This window comes from Stenotrophomonas sp. YJH_SMC_53 (genome assembly GCF_059369995.1).
On the sequence record NZ_JCAFTF010000010.1, the window covers coordinates 75,270 to 92,683 of the forward strand.

General features: G+C 66.5%; 16 protein-coding genes. 7 read left to right on the forward strand and 9 right to left on the reverse strand.

The window, feature by feature from the left end:
• Nucleotides 1-88 precede the first annotated feature (88 nt).
• Nucleotides 89-1,180 carry a PA0069 family radical SAM protein gene (locus AC5P7X_RS15950; protein ID WP_053496723.1) on the forward strand — a complete coding sequence of 364 codons (1,092 nt, stop codon included), beginning with the start codon at nucleotides 89-91 and terminating at the stop codon, nucleotides 1,178-1,180.
• A 55-nt stretch (nucleotides 1,181-1,235) separates the two neighbouring features.
• On the opposite strand, the gene AC5P7X_RS15955 is transcribed toward AC5P7X_RS15950, so the two are convergent.
• From AC5P7X_RS15955 to AC5P7X_RS15965, 3 genes are all read right to left on the reverse strand, one after another.
• Nucleotides 1,236-1,943: a 2OG-Fe(II) oxygenase gene (locus AC5P7X_RS15955; RefSeq protein ID WP_053496722.1), complete on the reverse strand. Its 708-nt coding sequence runs from the start codon at nucleotides 1,941-1,943 to the stop codon at nucleotides 1,236-1,238.
• A 108-nt stretch (nucleotides 1,944-2,051) separates the two neighbouring features.
• Nucleotides 2,052-3,068: a class 1 fructose-bisphosphatase gene (locus tag AC5P7X_RS15960; RefSeq protein ID WP_005421178.1), complete on the reverse strand. Its 1,017-nt coding sequence runs from the start codon at nucleotides 3,066-3,068 to the stop codon at nucleotides 2,052-2,054.
• Between the two features lie 345 nt (nucleotides 3,069-3,413).
• Nucleotides 3,414-4,616: an amino acid aminotransferase gene (locus AC5P7X_RS15965; RefSeq protein ID WP_053496721.1), complete on the reverse strand. Its 1,203-nt coding sequence runs from the start codon at nucleotides 4,614-4,616 to the stop codon at nucleotides 3,414-3,416.
• 171 nt (nucleotides 4,617-4,787) lie between these two features.
• Between AC5P7X_RS15965 and AC5P7X_RS15970 the strand changes: the two genes are divergently transcribed.
• A complete protein-coding gene (locus tag AC5P7X_RS15970; RefSeq protein ID WP_495215135.1) occupies nucleotides 4,788-6,881 on the forward strand; it encodes a TonB-dependent receptor family protein in 2,094 nt (697 codons plus the stop codon).
• An 80-nt stretch (nucleotides 6,882-6,961) separates the two neighbouring features.
• On the opposite strand, the gene AC5P7X_RS15975 is transcribed toward AC5P7X_RS15970, so the two are convergent.
• Nucleotides 6,962-7,306 carry a hypothetical protein gene (locus tag AC5P7X_RS15975; protein ID WP_053496719.1) on the reverse strand — a complete coding sequence of 115 codons (345 nt, stop codon included), beginning with the start codon at nucleotides 7,304-7,306 and terminating at the stop codon, nucleotides 6,962-6,964.
• Between the two features lie 146 nt (nucleotides 7,307-7,452).
• Here AC5P7X_RS15975 and AC5P7X_RS15980 point away from each other — a divergent pair, with 146 nt between their 5' ends.
• From AC5P7X_RS15980 to ligD, 3 genes are all read left to right on the forward strand, one after another.
• Nucleotides 7,453-7,851 (forward strand): hypothetical protein, encoded by a 399-nt coding sequence (locus tag AC5P7X_RS15980; RefSeq protein WP_032954739.1) that lies wholly within the window; start codon nucleotides 7,453-7,455, stop codon nucleotides 7,849-7,851.
• A 139-nt stretch (nucleotides 7,852-7,990) separates the two neighbouring features.
• Nucleotides 7,991-8,911: a non-homologous end joining protein Ku gene (gene ku, locus AC5P7X_RS15985; protein ID WP_495215136.1), complete on the forward strand. Its 921-nt coding sequence runs from the start codon at nucleotides 7,991-7,993 to the stop codon at nucleotides 8,909-8,911.
• A gap of 3 nt (nucleotides 8,912-8,914) precedes the next feature.
• Nucleotides 8,915-11,401 carry a DNA ligase D gene (gene ligD, locus AC5P7X_RS15990; RefSeq protein WP_495215137.1) on the forward strand — a complete coding sequence of 829 codons (2,487 nt, stop codon included), beginning with the start codon at nucleotides 8,915-8,917 and terminating at the stop codon, nucleotides 11,399-11,401.
• A gap of 71 nt (nucleotides 11,402-11,472) precedes the next feature.
• On the opposite strand, the gene AC5P7X_RS15995 is transcribed toward ligD, so the two are convergent.
• The 4 genes from AC5P7X_RS15995 to AC5P7X_RS16010 form a co-directional block, all read right to left on the reverse strand.
• Nucleotides 11,473-11,865 (reverse strand): hypothetical protein, encoded by a 393-nt coding sequence (locus tag AC5P7X_RS15995; RefSeq protein ID WP_053496760.1) that lies wholly within the window; start codon nucleotides 11,863-11,865, stop codon nucleotides 11,473-11,475.
• A 148-nt stretch (nucleotides 11,866-12,013) separates the two neighbouring features.
• On the reverse strand, nucleotides 12,014-13,042 hold the full coding sequence (adhP, locus tag AC5P7X_RS16000; RefSeq protein ID WP_495215138.1) for an alcohol dehydrogenase AdhP: 1,029 nt from the start codon (nucleotides 13,040-13,042) through the stop codon (nucleotides 12,014-12,016).
• Between the two features lie 96 nt (nucleotides 13,043-13,138).
• The gene (gene eda / locus AC5P7X_RS16005) at nucleotides 13,139-13,777 is read right to left on the reverse strand and encodes a bifunctional 4-hydroxy-2-oxoglutarate aldolase/2-dehydro-3-deoxy-phosphogluconate aldolase (protein WP_053496715.1); all 639 of its coding nucleotides are present in this window, start codon (nucleotides 13,775-13,777) and stop codon (nucleotides 13,139-13,141) included.
• Nucleotides 13,778-13,888: 111 nt separating this feature from the next.
• On the reverse strand, nucleotides 13,889-14,479 hold the full coding sequence (locus AC5P7X_RS16010) for a cysteine dioxygenase family protein (RefSeq protein ID WP_053496714.1): 591 nt from the start codon (nucleotides 14,477-14,479) through the stop codon (nucleotides 13,889-13,891).
• A 239-nt stretch (nucleotides 14,480-14,718) separates the two neighbouring features.
• Between AC5P7X_RS16010 and AC5P7X_RS16015 the strand changes: the two genes are divergently transcribed.
• Nucleotides 14,719-15,774, forward strand: a complete 1,056-nt coding sequence (locus AC5P7X_RS16015; protein WP_065179060.1) for a LacI family DNA-binding transcriptional regulator — start codon at nucleotides 14,719-14,721, stop codon at nucleotides 15,772-15,774.
• A gap of 105 nt (nucleotides 15,775-15,879) precedes the next feature.
• On the opposite strand, the gene phhA is transcribed toward AC5P7X_RS16015, so the two are convergent.
• Nucleotides 15,880-16,773, reverse strand: a complete 894-nt coding sequence (gene phhA / locus AC5P7X_RS16020) for a phenylalanine 4-monooxygenase (RefSeq protein WP_053496712.1) — start codon at nucleotides 16,771-16,773, stop codon at nucleotides 15,880-15,882.
• 125 nt (nucleotides 16,774-16,898) lie between these two features.
• Here phhA and AC5P7X_RS16025 point away from each other — a divergent pair, with 125 nt between their 5' ends.
• Complete coding sequence (locus tag AC5P7X_RS16025) at nucleotides 16,899-17,384, forward strand: Lrp/AsnC family transcriptional regulator (protein ID WP_005411782.1); 486 nt, start codon at nucleotides 16,899-16,901, stop codon at nucleotides 17,382-17,384.
• Nucleotides 17,385-17,414 lie beyond the last annotated feature (30 nt).

Here is a 17,414-nt window from a genome sequence, read left to right on the forward strand (position 1 = left end):
AGCCGAGCCCACGCTCGGCTCAGACTTGCCCTGAACCCTTCAGGCGGCCGTCGCAGCCATTGAGACAGCTCCGGCGTACGCTGCCGCAATGGGTATTGCGATCAAGGGCCGAGGTTCCACGTCCCACCTCGCCGGACGCTTCGAAAGCACCGTCAGCGAGGCGGTGGACGACGGCTGGGCGGTCGATGAGAGTGAGGAGTTCCTCGCGCCGCGCCTGCGCACCGAGGTGCGCGCCGAGACCGCGCGCAGCATCATCACCCGCAACAATTCGCCGGACGTCGGCTTCAGCCAGTCGGTGAATCCGTATCGCGGTTGTGAGCATGGGTGTTCCTACTGCTTCGCGCGCCCTTCCCATGCCTATCTGAACCTGTCACCTGGCCTGGACTTCGAGACCAAGCTGTTCGCCAAGACCAATGCGCCTCAGCTGCTGCGCAAGGAACTGTCGAAACCCGGTTACGTGCCGCAGCCGATCGCGCTGGGCATCAACACCGATGCGTATCAGCCGATCGAGCGCAAGTTCAAGCTGACCCGCCAGCTGATCGAAGTGATGCTGGAAACCAGGCATCCGTTTTCGCTGATCACCAAGAACGCACTGGTCGAGCGCGACATTGATCTGCTCGCGCCGCTGGCGGCGGAGAACCTGGTCAGTGTGCATTTCTCGGTGACCTCGCTGGACCCGCATCTCTCCGCGAAGCTGGAACCGCGCGCATCAGCACCCCATGCACGATTGCGCGCGATGAAGCGCCTGCATGACGCGGGTATCCCGGTGGGCGTGATGGTGGCACCGGTGATTCCGTGGATCAACGACAGCGAACTTGAAGCGGTGCTGGAGGCTGCGCACGATGCAGGCGCCAGTACCGCAGGCTACGTGCTGCTGCGCCTGCCGCTGGAAGTGGCGCCACTGTTCCGCGACTGGCTCGATACCCATCATCCCGATCGCGCCGCGCACGTGATGAGTACCATCCAGCAGCTGCGTGGTGGCAAGGACTACGACAGCCAGTTCGGCACCCGCATGCGCGGCCAGGGCGTGTATGCCGATCTGTTGAACAACCGCTTCAAGCTGGCGCGCAAGCGGTTGGGATTCAATGCGCAGAACAGCCATTGGCCGAAGCTGGATTGCAGCCGGTTCCAGAAGCCGTTGCCGCCGAAGAAGGATTCGCCGCAAGGGTCGTTGTTCTGAGGCCATCAGTCGAGCATGGCTCGACTGTACATCAAGGCCGACGAGCAGTTCGGCGTCACCCCCCAAACAACTTCTGCGCACTCTGGAACAGGATCCAGCTGGTGGCGATGAACTTGTCGCCACCCTGTGGCCGATTGCCGCGATGGGTGTGGGTGAACGCCGTCGGCGCAATCAGCAAACTGCCGGTGCGCGGCGCGATCTTCCGCCCCTGGAACAGGAACTCGGTTTCGCCCTCGTCGAAGTCGTCATTGAGGTACAGCGTCCACAGAACATGCCGGTGCAGGGTCTCGGCCTGCGCATCCTTCGGGTACAGCTCGCAGTGCCAGTACGGGTAGCCACCCTCGCCCGCGGCGTACCACTGCAGGTTGATCGCACCCGGACGAAGGCAGGTGCGGGCCAGGTCGGCCAGCTGCTGTTGCGGCATGTCGGGAAAGTCCTCGGCAGACAGGCGTCGCGGTTGGCCATTGCTGTCCTGGATCTGCAACATCAGCGGCGCGATCAATGCCTGTGGATAACGGCGTAGATAAGTCAGCAGGCCGTTGAACACCGCGATCTGCAGCTGCTGGTCGATGTCCTGCCAGCCGTCCAGGCCACTGATGCGCAGATCCTTGCTGTGCTTGAGTTCGGGGAACACGCCACTGCCCACCGCACCGGGCAGCAGGCCACGCGTGGCACGCATGCGCTCGACGATGGCCGCGCAGACCTCACTGGGGACGGCGTTGTGGATGACTTCGATGAAATCGACCGGGCCCTGCTCGTGCATGCGTGCATTCCTTCGGCGGCAACGGCTTGATGGTGCCGTTTGCCGCCCGCGGTGTCACCCTGCGGTCATGTCATCGAACTGCCATGACCGCCGTCAGGCGTCGAGCCGTCAGCCCTGCGCTTCGTCGTGCGCGTGGTGGTAACGCACCGCTTCGGCCACTTCCTCGCGCGAACCCAGGAACACCGGCACGCGCTGGTGCAGCTGGTCGGGCTGGATGTCGAGGATGCGCTCGCGGCCGGTCCAGGCGGCGCCGCCGGCCTGTTCGACCAGCAGGCCCATCGGATTGGCTTCGTACATCAGGCGCAGCTTGCCGGCCTTGGACGGATCCTTCTTGTCCCACGGGTAGATGAAGATGCCGCCGCGGGTCAGGATGCGATGCACGTCGGCCACCATGCTGGCGATCCAGCGCATGTTGAAGTTCTTGCCGCGCGCGCCTTCCTTGCCAGCCAGCAGATCACTGACGTAGGCCTGCATCGGCGCTTCCCAGTGACGCTGGTTGGACATGTTGATGGCGAATTCCTGGGTGGCCGCCGGAATCTGCATGTTCTCGGTGGTCAGCACGAACTCGCCCTTCTCGCGGTCCAGGGTGAAGGCGTGGGTGCCATGGCCGACGGTCAGCACCAGCTGGGTGCTGGGCCCGTAGATGCAGTAGCCAGCGGCGATCTGCTTGCTGCCCGGCTGCAGGAAGGCGTCATCGCCCGGCAGCTCGACGTTGGTCGGGCAACGCAGCACGGAGAAGATGGTGCCGACGGAGACGTTGACATCGATGTTGGAGCTGCCGTCGAGGGGATCGAACAGCAGCAGGAAATCACCGCGCGGGTAGATGTCCGGCACCGGCTGGCTGTGGTCCATTTCCTCCGAGGCGCAGGCGGCAAGGTGGCCACCCCAGGCATTGGCTTCGAGCAGGATCTCGTTGCTGATCACGTCCAGCTTCTTCTGTGCTTCACCCTGCACGTTGCCGGTACCGGCGTCGCCGAGCACGCCACCGAGGGCGCCCTTGCTGACGGCGATGGAGATACTGGTGCAGGCGCGGGCGACCACGGCGATCAGCTGGCGCAGGTCGGCATTGATGCGGCCGGCGTGCTGTTCCTGGATCAGGAAGCGGGTCAACGAAGTACGGGACATGGTCGGGCAGGTCTCGGCAGCGGGAAAACGCTTATTGTCGCCCGTCTGGCGGGGGCGTGCGTGAGCGCGGGAAGGCGTAATCGTTTCCAGATGCGTTGCGCTCGTGGCGCCTTCCTTCATGGAGGCACAGGGCGAGGTACACCGTGGCCAGGACACGCCGTAAACCCATCCATGGGGGCTCGGTCGGCGCATCCATGCGCCTCACGGTCCTGGCCACGGTGTACCTCGCCCTGCGCTTCAGGGTTCGCCGCGAGCGCGGAGGGTGTGGCAAAGGCAGAGGCAAAGCAGAAGCAAAAACAAAGGCGCCTTTCGGCGCCTTTGTTGTCAAACCACTGGTGCGTTGCTTCAGCCCTTGGCGACGGTGGCCACGGCCTTGGCGACGTATTCCAGGTTGTTCTGGTTCAGCGCGGCCACGCAGATGCGGCCGGTGCCGACGGCGTAAATGCCGAACTCGTCGCGCAGGCGTTCGACCTGCTCACGGCTCAGGCCCGAGTAGGAGAACATGCCGGCCTGTTCGTTGATGAAGCCGAACTGCGGCGCACCGGCAGCGGCCAGCTTTTCGACCAGGCCCTGGCGCAGGGCGTGGATGCGCTCGCGCATCTCGGTCAGCTCCTGCTCCCACATCGCGCGCAGTTCCGGGTTGGTCAGCACGCCGGCCACCAACGCGGCACCGTGGGTGGACGGGCTGGAGTAGATGGTGCGGATCACGCGCTTGACCTGCGACTGCACGGCCTTGGCGTCAGCAGCGGTCGGCGCCACCATCGACAACGCACCCACGCGCTCGCCATACAGCGAGAACGACTTGGAGTACGAGTTGGCGACGATGAAGCTGTCGATGCCGGCTTCGGCGATGATGCGCACGGCGGCGCCATCCTGCTCGATGCCCTTGTCGAAGCCCTGGTAGGCCATGTCGATGAAGGGGAACAGCTGCTTGTCCTTCAGCAGCTGCGCGACCTGCTTCCACTGGCTGACCGTGAGGTCGGCACCGGTGGGGTTGTGGCAGCAGGCGTGCAGCAGCACTACGGTGCCGGCTTCCAGCTTGCCGAGGTCGGCCAGCATGCCGTTGAAGTCGACGCCATGGCTGGCCGGGTCGAAATAGGTGTAATCCAGCACCTCGAAACCGGCCGCGCTGAACACCGCACGGTGGTTCTCCCAGCTCGGGTTGCTCAGCGCCACGGTGGCGTGCGGCAGCAGCTTCTTCAGCACGTCGGCGCCGACGCGCAGCGCACCGCTGCCACCGACGGTCTGTGCGGTGGTGACGCGGCCGGCGGCCAGCAGCGGCGAGTCCTTGCCGAACACCAGCTCTCGCGTGGCCTGCGTGTATGCCGGCAGGCCATCGATCGGCAGGTAGCCGCGCGGTTTGGCGTCAGCGGCAAGCTGCTGCTCGATCTGCTTGACGGCGCGCAGCAGCGGGATGCGGCCGCTCTCGTCGTAGTAGATGCCCACACCCAGGTTGACCTTGGTCGGGCGGCTGTCGGCGTTGTACGCCTCGGTCAGGCCCAGGATCGGGTCGCCTGGGACCAGTTCCACGTTTGCAAAGAAGGACACGGCGGTACTCGTTCGGTAGACGGAAAGGGGGAGGAAGTGCGCTACGCGGTCTGCGGCCTTGCAGCCGGAAACAGCCCATCGTAACAAAGCCTGCCGGGGCTGGCCGCCGCCGTCGTCATCCGTAGCCCCGTACCATGGCGTGCGTTGCCGCCTGATCCATCAACCTGAATCATGAATCCCGCCGCACGTCGCCATTGCCTGCCGTTGTCCATCCTGCTGCTGTCGCCCTGGGCGGCCGTGGCCGGGCCCGCACCGACCGCCCTGCCCAGCGTGCAGGTGCAGGCAGCGCGGGTGCCGGGCATCGACCCGTTCGCGTTGCCGGCCAGCCTGGACACGGTCTGGATCGACGCCGGCCGCGCCGGCGCCGGCGCACAGCTGTCCGAGGCGCTGGCCGGGGTCCCGGGCCTGGTCGCCCGTGACCGCCAGAACTTCGCGCAGGACACCCAGCTGTCGATCCGTGGCTTTGGTGCGCGCTCGACCTTCGGTGTGCGTGGGGTGCGGGTGTTGATCGACGGGGTGCCGGCGACCATGCCCGACGGACAGGGCCAGCTGTCGCATGCCAGCCTGCTCGGTGCCGAACGGATCGACGTGCTGCGCGGGCCGTTCTCGGCGCTGTACGGCAATTCCTCCGGCGGCGTGCTGCAGGTCTGGAGCGCACAGGGCCAGGCCGGCGACCCGTGGCGGCTGCGCGTCAACGCGGGTGCCGACAACACGCTCAGCGTCGGCGCGCAACTGAAGGGTGCCGGCCGTGTTCTGGATTACAACATCGCCGCCAATCACTTCCGCACCGATGGCTGGCGCGACCACAGCCGTGCCCGCCGCGAATCGCTCGCTGCGCGTATCGGTGGCGATCTCGGCGGGGGGCGGCTGGAGCTGCTGCTCAATGCCTTCGATGCCCCCGATGCGCAGGACCCGCTGGGCCTGAGCCGTACCCAGGTGGCGGCCGATCCGCGCCAGGCCACCGCCGTGGCGCACCAGTACAACACTCGTAAATCGGTGCGCCAGCAGCAGGCTGGCCTGCGCTGGACCCGTGAAACCGGGGCGCAGCGTTGGCTTCTGATGGGCTATGTCGGCCAGCGCGCGGTACGCCAGTACCTGCCGATCCCGCCGGCAGCTCAGACCAACAGCCCGTTGCATGCCGGCGGGGTGATCGACCTGGAGGGCGGCTATGGCGGGCTGGACGCGCGCTGGGGCTGGCACGGCGACCTCGCCGGCCGACCGCTGGATCTGGTGGCCGGGCTCAGCGCCGACCGCCAGCGCCAGCATCGCACCGGCTACGAGAACTTCATCGGCAGCGCTCTCGGCGTGCGTGGGCGGCTGCGCAGAGACCAGATCGACACCGTGCAGAACGTCGATCAGTTCGCCCAGGCGTGGTGGCAGTGGAGTCCACGCTGGTCATTGCTGGCTGGCGTGCGTCACAGCGCCGTGCGCTTCGAATCCGACGATCACTACATCACCGCCCGCAACCCGGACGACAGCGGCCACCGCCGCTACCGGGCCACCACGCCGGTGGCCGGAATCAGCTTCGCGGCCAGCCCGCAGTGGCGACTGCACGCGGCGGTGGGCCGTGGCTTCGAGACGCCCACCTTCAACGAGCTGGGGTATCGCGCCGACGGGCAGGCGGGACTGGCGCTGGATCTGGCGGCGGCGCGCAGCCGCAGCCTGGAGCTGGGCAGCAAATGGCATGCACAGGACGGAACCCAGCTCGATATCAGCCTGTTCCGCGCAGATACTGACGATGAGTTGGCAGTTGCCAGCAACATCGGCGGACGCAGCACCTATCGCAACATCGGCCGCACCCGCCGACAGGGCGTGGAACTGCGCTACCGGCAGCCGTTGGCAGAACAGTTGGAACTGCAGGTGGCCTGGACCTGGCTGCAGGCGCAGGTGCGTGCGCCGTACCTGACCTCGAACACCTGGGTTTCCGCCGGCAGCCGCTTGCCCGGCGTACCGCGCCAGCAGGCGTTTGCCCGGCTGCAGTGGACCCCGGCCGACTGGCAGTGGGCGCTGGAGGCCGCCGCCAGCACCGATACCCTGGTCAACGACGTGGCCACGGAGCGGGCGCCGGGCTACGCGTTGCTGAACCTGGAGGCCGGTCGTTTCTGGACACTGCCAGGTGGCGAGCTGCGCGCCTTCGCCCGGCTGGAGAACGTGCTGGACCAGGCCTACATCGGCTCGGTGATCGTCAACGACGGCAACGGGCGCTTCTACGAACCGGGGCCCGGGCGCCGGGCCAGCGTGGGCCTGCAATGGTCCTGGCGTTGACTGGGTAGTGCCGGCCGCTGGCCGGCATCGCTCTGTGCAGGGCAACCCAGACCTTGCCGGCCAGGGGCCGGCACTACCCGTCAGTCGGGCGCCTTGGCCGGTACGAACGGCGAGGTCGGGTCGCTGGCCGGGAAGGTCTCCTCCAGCGCCTCGTCCTGGTTGTCGCTGGCGCGCTGCTTGCGTTCGCGACGTTTGAGCGGGCTTTCCTGGCCGCCGCGATGGCGGTCGCCGCCATCCTTGCGGTCCTGAGCGGCCTGTTCAGCCTCGTGCTTCACCGGCAGATGGTCGCCACCGTGCTCGGCGTCGTAGAAAGGTGCGCCGGTGCCGCGGTAGTCGGCATTGTCGGCATCGCGCTTGCCGCGCTGTTCACCGGGAATGGGCGGGTGGTTTTCCCGCAACGGGTCTCGGGAATTCTCTCGGCTCATGGTCTGGCTACCTGCGCTCGGGGCTCCCACTACACCGCGCCACAGGTAAAGCCGCCGCGAACCCGGCGTCATGAACATCTCGCTCACCCCCCGGTAACGGCACCGCGCGTATTCCTGCCCACCCGCCCCCGCTGCAGGAGCCGGCCATGCCCCGTCTTGAACGACCCGCACCGTCCGTGTTCAACGCCCTGCTCGATCCGCTCGGCCAGCGCACCGCACAACGCCGCACGCGCCGCCATGAAGATCCGCAGGCGGTGGCGCAGGATTACCTGCAGTACATGCTCAGCGACTATGAAGAGCGTCGCGGGCAGAACCACCGCAACTGGCGCGATCTATGCCCGGTCTATGCCTTCGCATTGACCACCCACGCTGCGGACTGGCCGCGCGGTGACGCCGCCGATACCTGTGAGGAACTGGCCGAACACTGGGAACAGATGCGCGGGCAGTCGCGGTTGAGCTGGTCGCAGGCACGGCCGGTGGTGGAAGACGCCTGGCGCGCGCTGGATCATATTCCTGCGGCGGCGGTGAGGCCGCTGCTGCAGTAGTGCCGGGCACTTGAAGCAGCCGAGCGTGGGCTCGGCTCTACAGCCAAGTGGTCGCGCCACCTGACGTGCACGGTATCGACACGGGTGGTTTACACCGCCCATCCGATGCTGGATGCCCTGCCCCGCCAAAGGTACGCCCATGGCCCGCCCGATCTGGACCGGCACGCTGTCGTTTGGCCTGCTCAACGTGCCGGTGTCGCTGATGTCAGGCGAACGCAAGGTCGATCTGCAGTTCCGCATGCTCGACTCCCGCGACCGCAAGCCGATCCGCTTCGAGCGGGTCAACGCCGATACCGGCGAGGAAGTGCCATGGAAGGACATCGTCAAAGCCTATGAGTACGACAAGGGCAGCTATGTCGTGCTGGTGGAAGGCGATATCCGGTCTGCGGCACCGGAAAGCCACGAAGCGGTGGAGGTGGAATCGTTCGTGGATGCCGCGCAGATCGACCCGCGCTACTACGAGAAACCCTACCTGCTGGTGCCCGGCAAGAAGGCCGAAAAGGGCTACGTGCTGCTGCGCGAGACATTGCGCAGTACCGGCAAGGTGGGCATCGCCCGGGTGGTGGTGCGTACCCGCGAATACCTGTGCGCGGTGATGCCGCATGCGGACGCGCTGGTGCTGATGATCCTGCGCTATCCGCAGGAACTGGTGGATCCCGAAGATTACAAGCTGCCCACCGGAAAGCTCGCCGATTACCGCATCAGCAGCAAGGAAACGGCGATGGCCGAGCAGTTGATCGAGTCGATGTCCGGTGATTGGGATCCGTCGCAGTACCACGACGAATTCCGCGAGCGCCTGCAGCAGGTGCTGAACAAGCGCATCAAGTCCAAGGGCGGTACCACCCGGGTGGAGGATGAGCCTGTACCGCGCGAGGATTCCACCACCAACGTGGTCGATTTCATGGCGCTGCTGCAGAAGAGCCTCGACGCGAACAAGCGTACGCCGGCGAAGAAGATGGCAACGCGGAAAGCAGCCACCAAGCCGACGGTAAAGAAGGCCGCAAAGAAGGCAACGAAGAAGGCCGCAAAGAAAACCGCTGCACGGCGCAAGGCAGGTTGAGCCATGTCGTTGCACCAGTACCGGCGAAAGCGCCGACTTGGCGGTGGCTTCGGGCAGACACCGGAACCTGACGACACGCCCGCACACGGCAACCCGAAGCGGCGGCCGATCTTTGTCATACAGCTGCACCATGCCACTTCGCGGCACTATGACTTCCGCCTTGAGATGGACGGTGTGCTGAAAAGCTGGGCGGTGCCGAAGGGTCCTTCGCTTCGCGTTGGTGACAAGCGGCTGGCCGTGGAAGTGGAAGACCATCCGCTGTCCTACGCCGGTTTCGAAGGAGATATTCCCGAAGGCCACTACGGCGCTGGCCACGTGGAGGTCTTCGATCACGGCACATGGGCCTGCGAAGGCGATCCACTGCAGGCACTGGCAGCGGGAAAGATCGACTTCGTGCTGCATGGGCAACGCCTGGCTGGCGCCTGGAAGCTGGTGCGCACAGCGATGAAGGGACGCCAGGTACAGTGGTTGTTGATCAAACGCGACGACGAGGAAGCGCGTGATGCCGAAGCAGATGATCTGCTCCAATCCCCCATGCCGAAACGCACATCCGCAGTGAGCAAGCGCACGGTGGGCAAGTCAACGCGCGCCGCACCGGCTGCACGATCGGCGACCCGCAAGGCCGATGCGCGTTGGCATGCGCGAGCGCTGAGCCTGGACGGCGCGCGTGACACGCCCTACCCGCGTGCTTTCAAGCCACAGTTGACCGATCATCGCGACAGTGCACCGGACGGCGAGCGCTGGTTGCATGAGATCAAGTGGGATGGCTATCGCCTGCTGGCCGATCTGCACGAAGGCAAGGTGACGCTGCGCTCCCGCAACGGCCTGGATTGGACCGGTGATTTCCCCGAGGTGGTACAGGCCGTGCAGGCACTGCCGGTGCGGGATGCGCGCCTGGACGGTGAGCTGGTGGTGCTGGACCGGGATGGACGCAGCGACTTCGCCGCGCTGCAGCGCGTGATCGACGGGAGTTCGAAGCAACCGTTGCGCTACATCGTTTTCGATCTGCCGGGTGTGGCCGGCGTGGACATCAGTCGTTCACCGCTGCTGGAGCGCAAGGCGCTGCTGAAGGATCTCATCGGTCCCACGCCCGGAACCCTGGCCTTCAGCGAGCACGTGATCGACCATGGCCCGCAGGTATTCGATGCCAGCGGCAAGGCGGGATTCGAAGGCATCGTCAGCAAGCAGGTGGATGCGCCCTACGTGAACACCCGTGCACGCAGCTGGGTGAAGGTGAAGCACGAAGACACCGACGAGTTCGCGATTGTCGGCTACACGGCACCGAAGGGCTCCCGGGTGGGGTTCGGCTCGCTGCTGCTGGCGACGCCGGACAAGGGCGGCTTGCGCTATGTGGGCCGCGTTGGCACCGGCTTCGACGACGAAAGCCTGCGCGCGCTGCACAAGGCGCTGCAGCCGTTGGCGGTGAAGACGCCTGTGCTGCAGCTGCCGGCGCACGTGCCGTTCCGCGCCGCCAGCGTGCGCTGGGTGAAGCCGGTGACGGTGGCGGAGGTGGCATTTCGTGGCTGGGGCAAGGAAGGCCTGCTGCGCCAGGCCAGTTTCAAGCGGCTGCGCAGCGACAAGCAGAAGGAGGACCTGGGAGTGGCCGTCTCGAGTGCTGAAGCCGGGGGCGAGGTCCAGATCACCCATCCAGAGCGGGTGGTGTTCCCAAGGCAGAAGCTCAGCAAGGGCGACGTGGCGGACTACTACCAGCGCGTGGCGCGCTGGATCCTGCCCGAAATTGCCGGGCGGCCCTTGTCACTGCTGCGCTGCCCGGATGGCGTGGGCAAGGCCTGCTTCTTCCAGAAGCACCATGGCCCCGGCCTGGGCGATGCCGTGCACGCGGTGCCCCTTCAGCAGAAGAGCGGCCGCGAGGACTACGTCTACATCGACGATGTGCGGGGCCTGCTGCAACTGGTGCAGATGAACACCCTGGAGCTGCATCCGTGGGGCGCGACCGTGGCCGATCCCGAGCACCCGGATCGCTTGGTGTTCGATCTCGATCCCGGTGAAGGGGTGGGTTGGGCAGAGGTGAAAGCTGCTGCGCGTGATGTCCGTGACCGCCTGCAGGAAGTCGGCCTGAAGAGTTTCGTGCGGCTGTCCGGTGGCAAGGGCGTGCACGTGGTGGTACCGCTGCGGCCCAAGGCCGACTGGGAACAGGCCAAGGCGTTCTGTGAGGCGTTCGCCCGGGCGATGGCGGAGCGGGCGCCCGACCGCTACGTGGCGACAATGAGCAAGGCCAAGCGTGGCGGCGTCATTTTCATCGACTGGCTGCGCAATACGCGGGGTGCCACCAGTGTGTGCTCGTGGTCGTTGCGTGCGCGCGATTCCGCCGGTGTGGCAGTACCGCTGCGCTGGGATGAACTGGCTCGTATCAGTGCCGCCGACGCATTTCCCATGGGCAAGGCGCTGGCGCGCGCGAAGCGGCTGAAGGCGGACCCGTGGCACGACATCGCGCGGCTGAAGCAGACGTTGCCGTCGCTGGAGCGGTAGTGCCGGCCGCTGGCCGGCACCTGAAGGATGGCGGAGGTTGCCGGCCAGCGGCCGGCACTACCTGTATACGCTCAGCGCGGATCGCGCGAGGGACGACGGCCGAACCACCAGCCGGCCAGCAGTTGCAACGGCAGCGACGCCAGCAGTGAAATGACGAACCAGAACGGGAAATCCGCACCCGCCGTCCACATGGCGTAGCCACAGCCCAGCGCGACCAGCGACCAGATCGAGAAGCCGTGCGATCGCGGCCAGCAGGGCGCGTAATAGGTGGCAAAGGAAACCCCGGCGATGCCACCGAGCACGCTGAAGGTGAGATCCCAGCCCAGCTGCACGCTGTTGTTGTCCGGCGACAGGCCCAGCAACGGTGGCAGCCAGCTGGCGACGCTGCTGACCAGCGCAAGCGACAGCACACCGCCGATCAGGGCAACGAGGGACAGCAACAGGGTCTTGAGCACGCCAGGCATGCGCGCATTGTACGGCTGCGGCGGAGAACCCGGCATGCCGGCCAGCGACCGGCACTACCGAAATGTGGGGGGAACCGATCCGATGAATCGGCATGGCCGCCGCGTCCGTGGGAGAGGGGGACGGGCGACGGCGGCCATGCACAGGGGGTCAGGCGGCGAAGTCGAGCACCACGCGGCCTTCGATGGTGCCCGCATGCATGCGCGCGAACACGTCGTTGATGTTTTCCAGGCGGTCGGTGCTGACCGTGGCCGCGACCTTGCCCTCGGCGGCGAACTGCAGCGATTCCTGCAGGTCCAGGCGGGTACCGACGATCGAGCCGCGCACGGTGATGCCGTTGAGCACCATGCCGAAGATGTCCAGCGGGAAGTTGCCGGGCGGCAGGCCATTGAGCGAGACAGTGCCGCCACGGCGCACCATGCCCAGTGCCTGCTCGAACGCCTTCGGCGATACCGCGGTGACCAGCGCACCGTGGGCGCCGCCGATTTCCTGCCTGAGGAACGCGGCCGGGTCGGTGGTGCGCGCGTTGACGGTGACCTGCGCGCCCAGCTGGCGGGCCAGTGCCAGCTTGGTGTCGTCCACGTCCACTGCGGCCACGTTCAGGCCCATCGCACGGGCGTACTGCACGGCCATGTGGCCCAGGCCACCGATGCCGGAAATCGCCACCCAGTCACCGGGCTTGGTGTCGGTGACCTTCAGTCCCTTGTAGACGGTCACGCCGGCGCACAGCACCGGCGCGATCTCGACGAAGCCCACCTCCTTCGGAAGCAGGCCGACATAGTTGGCATCGGCCAGTGCGTACTCGGCGAAGCCGCCGTTGACCGAGTAGCCGGTATTGCGCTGCGTCTCGCACAGCGTTTCCCAGCCACCCAGGCAGTGTTCGCAATGACCACACGCCGAGTACAACCAGGGGATGCCGACCCTGTCGCCTTCCTTGACGTGCCCTACCCCGCCTCCCACGGCCACGACGTGCCCCACGCCCTCGTGGCCGGGGATGAACGGCGGGTTCGGTTTCACCGGCCAGTCGCCCTCGGCGGCGTGCAGGTCGGTGTGGCAGACGCCACAAGCCTCGATCTTGACCAGTACCTCGCCCGCCCCCGGGCGCGGTACCGAGACTTCCTCGATCACCAGTGGCTTGCCGAACTCACGCACGACAGCGGCCTTCATGGTGGAATTCATGTTCGGATCTCCGTAGTGCGCTTGCCCACAGAATGACGCCGGCGCGAGGCCGGCGCTTTGATCACGATCAAACCTTTGAAGATCCGCGAAGCAGGTTCAGCTGGCCAGCACCGAGGCCTCGCGGGCCAAGCGCTCGATGGCGTCCCAGTCGCGGGTCTGCAGCAGCGCCGGGGTGGTCAGCCACGAACCGCCCACGCACAGCACGTTGGGCAGGTGCAGGAACTGCGGCGCGGTCTGCGCGCTGATGCCGCCGGTCGGGCAGAAGCGCACATCGGCGAACGGGCCGTGCCAGGCGGCCAGCAGCGCGGCGCCGCCGGCCTGCACGGCCGGGAAGAACTTGAAGGTGTCCGCGCCGTGCTCCAGGCCCTGGATCAGGTCCGAAGCGGTGGCAGCACCGGGCAGGTACGGCAGATCGGCATCACGCGCGGCCGAATACAGTGCCGGCGTGGCACCGGGGGAAACGGCAAAACGCGCACCGGCCTGCTTCGCCGCCTGCATCTGCGCGGCGTTGAGTACGGTGCCGGCACCGATCACCGCGTCCGGCACGGCCTCGACCATGGCCTTGATCGCATCCAGCGCCTGCGGCGTGCGCAGGGTCACCTCGATCACCGGCAGCCCACCACGGAACAGTGCCTGGGCTACTTCGACCGCTTCATTCACATCTTCGGGGGTGTACACCGGGATCACCGGTGCCAGCTTCAACAGCGCGCGCAGGCGCGGATCAGCGCTGGACATCGTCTTGCTCCTTGCCCGCCAGGGCATCGCGGATGCTGCCGGTACCGGCAGCGCAGCGGCGCATGATGCCATGCGGACCGCGATGGTGCCCTGCTCCGCACCGCGCCGGATTCAGGCCGGGTCGGCCTGCAGCGCCTGGATGCGGCGCTGGTACCAATCGCCACCGAGCGGATCGAACACCGCCGAGCGCTCCATCTGCGCCTCGTACACGTGTACCGAGATCGCCAGGGCCTCATCGCTGGCATTGCGCAGGGTGTGGTACTCATGCGGGGGGATCAGGCTGCCGGCACTGCCGCAGCCCCCGCGCAGCGCGGCGTGGCGGCGGAAGCGCCAGCGCTCGCCGGCGCACTCCAGCAGCTCGTAACGGGTGATCTCCAGCTCGCCCAACCACACGCCCTCCACACACCACATGGCATCGTGGTCGTGCAGCGGCGTGCCCTGCCCTGGGCCCCAGCTCATGGCAATCACGCTGTAGCCGTGTTCGCGGCTGTGGTACAGCGGACGTCGCGCGTAATGATCACTGACCGGCCGATGCACGCATTCGGGCAACTCGATGCGGCTGTCGGTTATGGCTTCCTGCAGCGCCAGCTGCAGGTCGGCCGTGATGCGCTCGGGATCACCGGAGCTCATCGCCGCGTCGACTGCGGCGATCAACCGGTCGCGGCCGCGGAACGGCGGAAACGGAGAAGTCTGCAGGTCCATGCCTCGAATGTAGCGGAGCATGGTTAAGGGAATGTTGGCGTTCGCGCGCGTCGCGTCCACATCCAGGGTGAATACGCGCGGAAGAACGGTTCAGATGCAGAAGCAGTAGAGCGATCACAATGGAACCTTGCGCAGCAGAGCCTGTCGAACACGACACGATTCAGATCCGCTGCGACATTCCGCAACTTCGCGCCCGACGGGCGCAAGGCTAGAATTCTCCGACTTACCTGGTTCTATACATGTCAGTGCGAACTATTAGCGATGCCGCGTTGCCGGCATCGAAGGGCAAGGCTGCCACGATCAACGACATCGCACGACTGTCGGGAGTTTCCAAGAAAACGGTTTCAAGAATCATCAACAACTCGCCGCTGGTGCGCAAGGACACCCGCGACAAGGTCGAGGCGTTGATGCGCGAGGTCGGTTACGTGCCCGATCCTCTCGCGCGCGGGCTGGCATTCCGCCGCTCCTTCCTGATCGGCCTGGTGTATGACGATCCGGGTGCCCAATGCATCGTCGACCTGCAGCACGGCGCGCTGGACGCGCTGCGCGGCACTGGCTATGAGCTGGTGGTGCACCCCTGCGACAGCCAGGATCCGGAATGCCCGCAGGGCGTGCGCCGTTTCGTGCAGCAGCAGAAGCTGCACGGCGTGATCCTGGGGCCGCGTGCGTCCGAATCGGCTGCGCTGGCGCAGATGCTCGATGACATCGACTGCCGCTACGTGCGCATCAACGCGCATGCCTCGGAGGATGAGAACCATGCCGTGGTCACCCATGACCGCGATGGTGCTGCCGCTGCGGCGGGCTACCTGCTTTCGCTTGGCCACCGCGACATCGCGGTGATCACCGGACCGGGTGACCGGCGTGCCGCGCGCGAACGGACGCATGGTTTCCTTGATCGGCTGGCGCAGGTCGGCCTGACCCTGCCCGGCGAGCGCGTGCTGGAAGCGGGCGACACCTTCGAGTCCGGCGTGCATGCCGCCGAACGGCTGCTGATGGGCGAGCAACGCCCCAGTGCGATTTTCGCCGGCAACGACGAAATCGCCGCAGGCGTGTACCAGGTGGCATTGCGTGCAGGCATCGCGGTGCCGCAGCAGCTGTCGATCGTCAGCTACGACGACAGCCCGTTGGCATCGCGGCTGTGGCCGCCGCTGACGTCGGTGCGTCGCCACGTCTCCGATATCGGCCGCACCGCCGCCGCCATGCTTGTCCAGGCCGACGTTCCCGACGCGCCGACCGCGGCCAGCGTGCATCCGCAGTTGATGGTGCGCGGGTCCTGCCGGGCCGTGGACGCCTGAGTGCCCTGCCCTCGCCTGCGTCGCTGCAGTGGCGCAGGCAGGCAACAACGAAAACGGCGCACCCATGTGCGCCGTTTTCAGTGCAAAGCCGTGCGCGTTGTGTGCTTACACGTCGCCGCCGTCGGCCCAGCCTTCGCCGGTGCCCTTCTGGAACACGCGGTCGTCGCCCTGCACTTCACCGGCCGGCAGATGCGCCTGGTTGGCCAGTGCCGCGTAGATCGGGGTGAAGTCCGGCGAGGTCGCCTGCATGAGCTGTTCGAAGCTGTCGATGACGAAGTAGGTCTTCTGGAAGGTATCGATGCGGTACTTCGTGCGCATGATCCGCTGCAGGTCGAAGCCGATGCGGTTGGGCGCGGCCGATTCCAGCGAGTACAGCGACTCGCCCTTCGACGACACGATGCCGGCACCGTAGATGCGCAGGCCCTCGGGCGTATCGATCAGGCCGAACTCCACCGTGTACCAGTACAGGCGGGTCAGGTTCTGCAGCGCATCCGGGCCGATCGCGTGGGCTTTGACGCCGCCACGGCCGTATGCCTCCATGTAGTCGGCGAACACCGGGTTCATCAGCAGCGGTACGTGGCCGAACAGATCGTGGAACAGGTCCGGCTCGGCGATGTAGTCGATCTGGTCCGGGCGACGGATCCACCAGGTCACCGGGAAACGGCGGTTGGCCAGATGGTCGAAGAAATCCAGTTCCGGCAACAAGCCTTCAACGCCGACCAGGGTCCAGCCGGTGGCGGCGCCGAGCACTTCGTTGAGCTGGTCGAAGCGCGGAATCATGTGTGCGCTCATGCCCATCTCGTCCTGCGCATCCAGGAACTCCTGGCAGGCACGGCCGACCAGCAGCTCGCGCTGGCGCTGGTAAAGCGTGCTCCAGGTCGCGTGGTCGTCGGCGCTGTAAGTGTCCCATGGCTGCTCGACGAGCGCGGTGGTATACACCGGCACGTAGCCCTTGTCGGTCTGCTGGTGTTCGACGCGGCGGGGCTGGGCGAGGTCCATGCGGCACTCCTGGATGGGATACCCAAGATGCTAGGGCAGGGGACGCGCAACAGGGTTGCAAAAGTTGCGCCGATTGGCCTTGTTGGCGCAATATCCTTGCGTACTCACCATGTTGCGGGGCAACAATGGCCGGAGAAGTCCAGTTCGATCGCACGGATATACGCCTGCTGGCCGAAATCCAGCGGGATGGGCGCGCCACCAACGCCGAGCTGGCGGCGCGGGTGAATCTCTCTCCTTCGGCCTGCCTGCGGCGGTTGCAGCGGCTGGAAAGCGAGGGCGTGATCGTCGGCTATGGCGCGCGGCTGGAGCCACGGCAGCTGCGGCTGGGCCTGCAGGCCTTCGTGCGCGTGCAGCTGGAAAAGCACGACCAGGCCGCCATCGGCCACTTCGTGGACAGCGTGCAGGCGTGGGACGAGGTGGTGGCCTGCCACGCGCTGACGGGTGACATGGACTACCTGCTGCACGTCTACGTGCGCGACCTGGAGCACTTCTCGCGCTTCCTGCTGGACCGGCTGCTCAATGCCGGTGGCGTGGCCGATGCCAATTCCAGCTTCGTGCTGCGCACGGTGAAGGGCTTCCAGGCGTTGCCGCTGTCGCAGCTGGAGTCCTGAGCAACCACCGGGCGGGCCCGGTGGCCTGGC

Coding starts and splice junctions, on each gene's coding strand:
- phhA (WP_053496712.1), bottom strand. CDS start 16,773: ATGGACCTCGCCCAGCCCCGCCGCGTCGAACACCAGCAGACCGACAAG.
- ku (WP_495215136.1), top strand. CDS start 7,991: ATGGCCCGCCCGATCTGGACCGGCACGCTGTCGTTTGGCCTGCTCAAC.
- ligD (WP_495215137.1), top strand. CDS start 8,915: ATGTCGTTGCACCAGTACCGGCGAAAGCGCCGACTTGGCGGTGGCTTC.
- AC5P7X_RS16010 (WP_053496714.1), bottom strand. CDS start 14,479: ATGGACCTGCAGACTTCTCCGTTTCCGCCGTTCCGCGGCCGCGACCGG.
- AC5P7X_RS15980 (WP_032954739.1), top strand. CDS start 7,453: ATGCCCCGTCTTGAACGACCCGCACCGTCCGTGTTCAACGCCCTGCTC.
- AC5P7X_RS15960 (WP_005421178.1), bottom strand. CDS start 3,068: ATGTCCCGTACTTCGTTGACCCGCTTCCTGATCCAGGAACAGCACGCC.
- AC5P7X_RS15970 (WP_495215135.1), top strand. CDS start 4,788: ATGAATCCCGCCGCACGTCGCCATTGCCTGCCGTTGTCCATCCTGCTG.
- adhP (WP_495215138.1), bottom strand. CDS start 13,042: ATGAATTCCACCATGAAGGCCGCTGTCGTGCGTGAGTTCGGCAAGCCA.
- AC5P7X_RS16015 (WP_065179060.1), top strand. CDS start 14,719: ATGTCAGTGCGAACTATTAGCGATGCCGCGTTGCCGGCATCGAAGGGC.
- AC5P7X_RS15955 (WP_053496722.1), bottom strand. CDS start 1,943: ATGCACGAGCAGGGCCCGGTCGATTTCATCGAAGTCATCCACAACGCC.
- eda (WP_053496715.1), bottom strand. CDS start 13,777: ATGTCCAGCGCTGATCCGCGCCTGCGCGCGCTGTTGAAGCTGGCACCG.
- AC5P7X_RS15950 (WP_053496723.1), top strand. CDS start 89: ATGGGTATTGCGATCAAGGGCCGAGGTTCCACGTCCCACCTCGCCGGA.
- AC5P7X_RS16025 (WP_005411782.1), top strand. CDS start 16,899: ATGGCCGGAGAAGTCCAGTTCGATCGCACGGATATACGCCTGCTGGCC.
- AC5P7X_RS15995 (WP_053496760.1), bottom strand. CDS start 11,865: ATGCCTGGCGTGCTCAAGACCCTGTTGCTGTCCCTCGTTGCCCTGATC.
- AC5P7X_RS15975 (WP_053496719.1), bottom strand. CDS start 7,306: ATGAGCCGAGAGAATTCCCGAGACCCGTTGCGGGAAAACCACCCGCCC.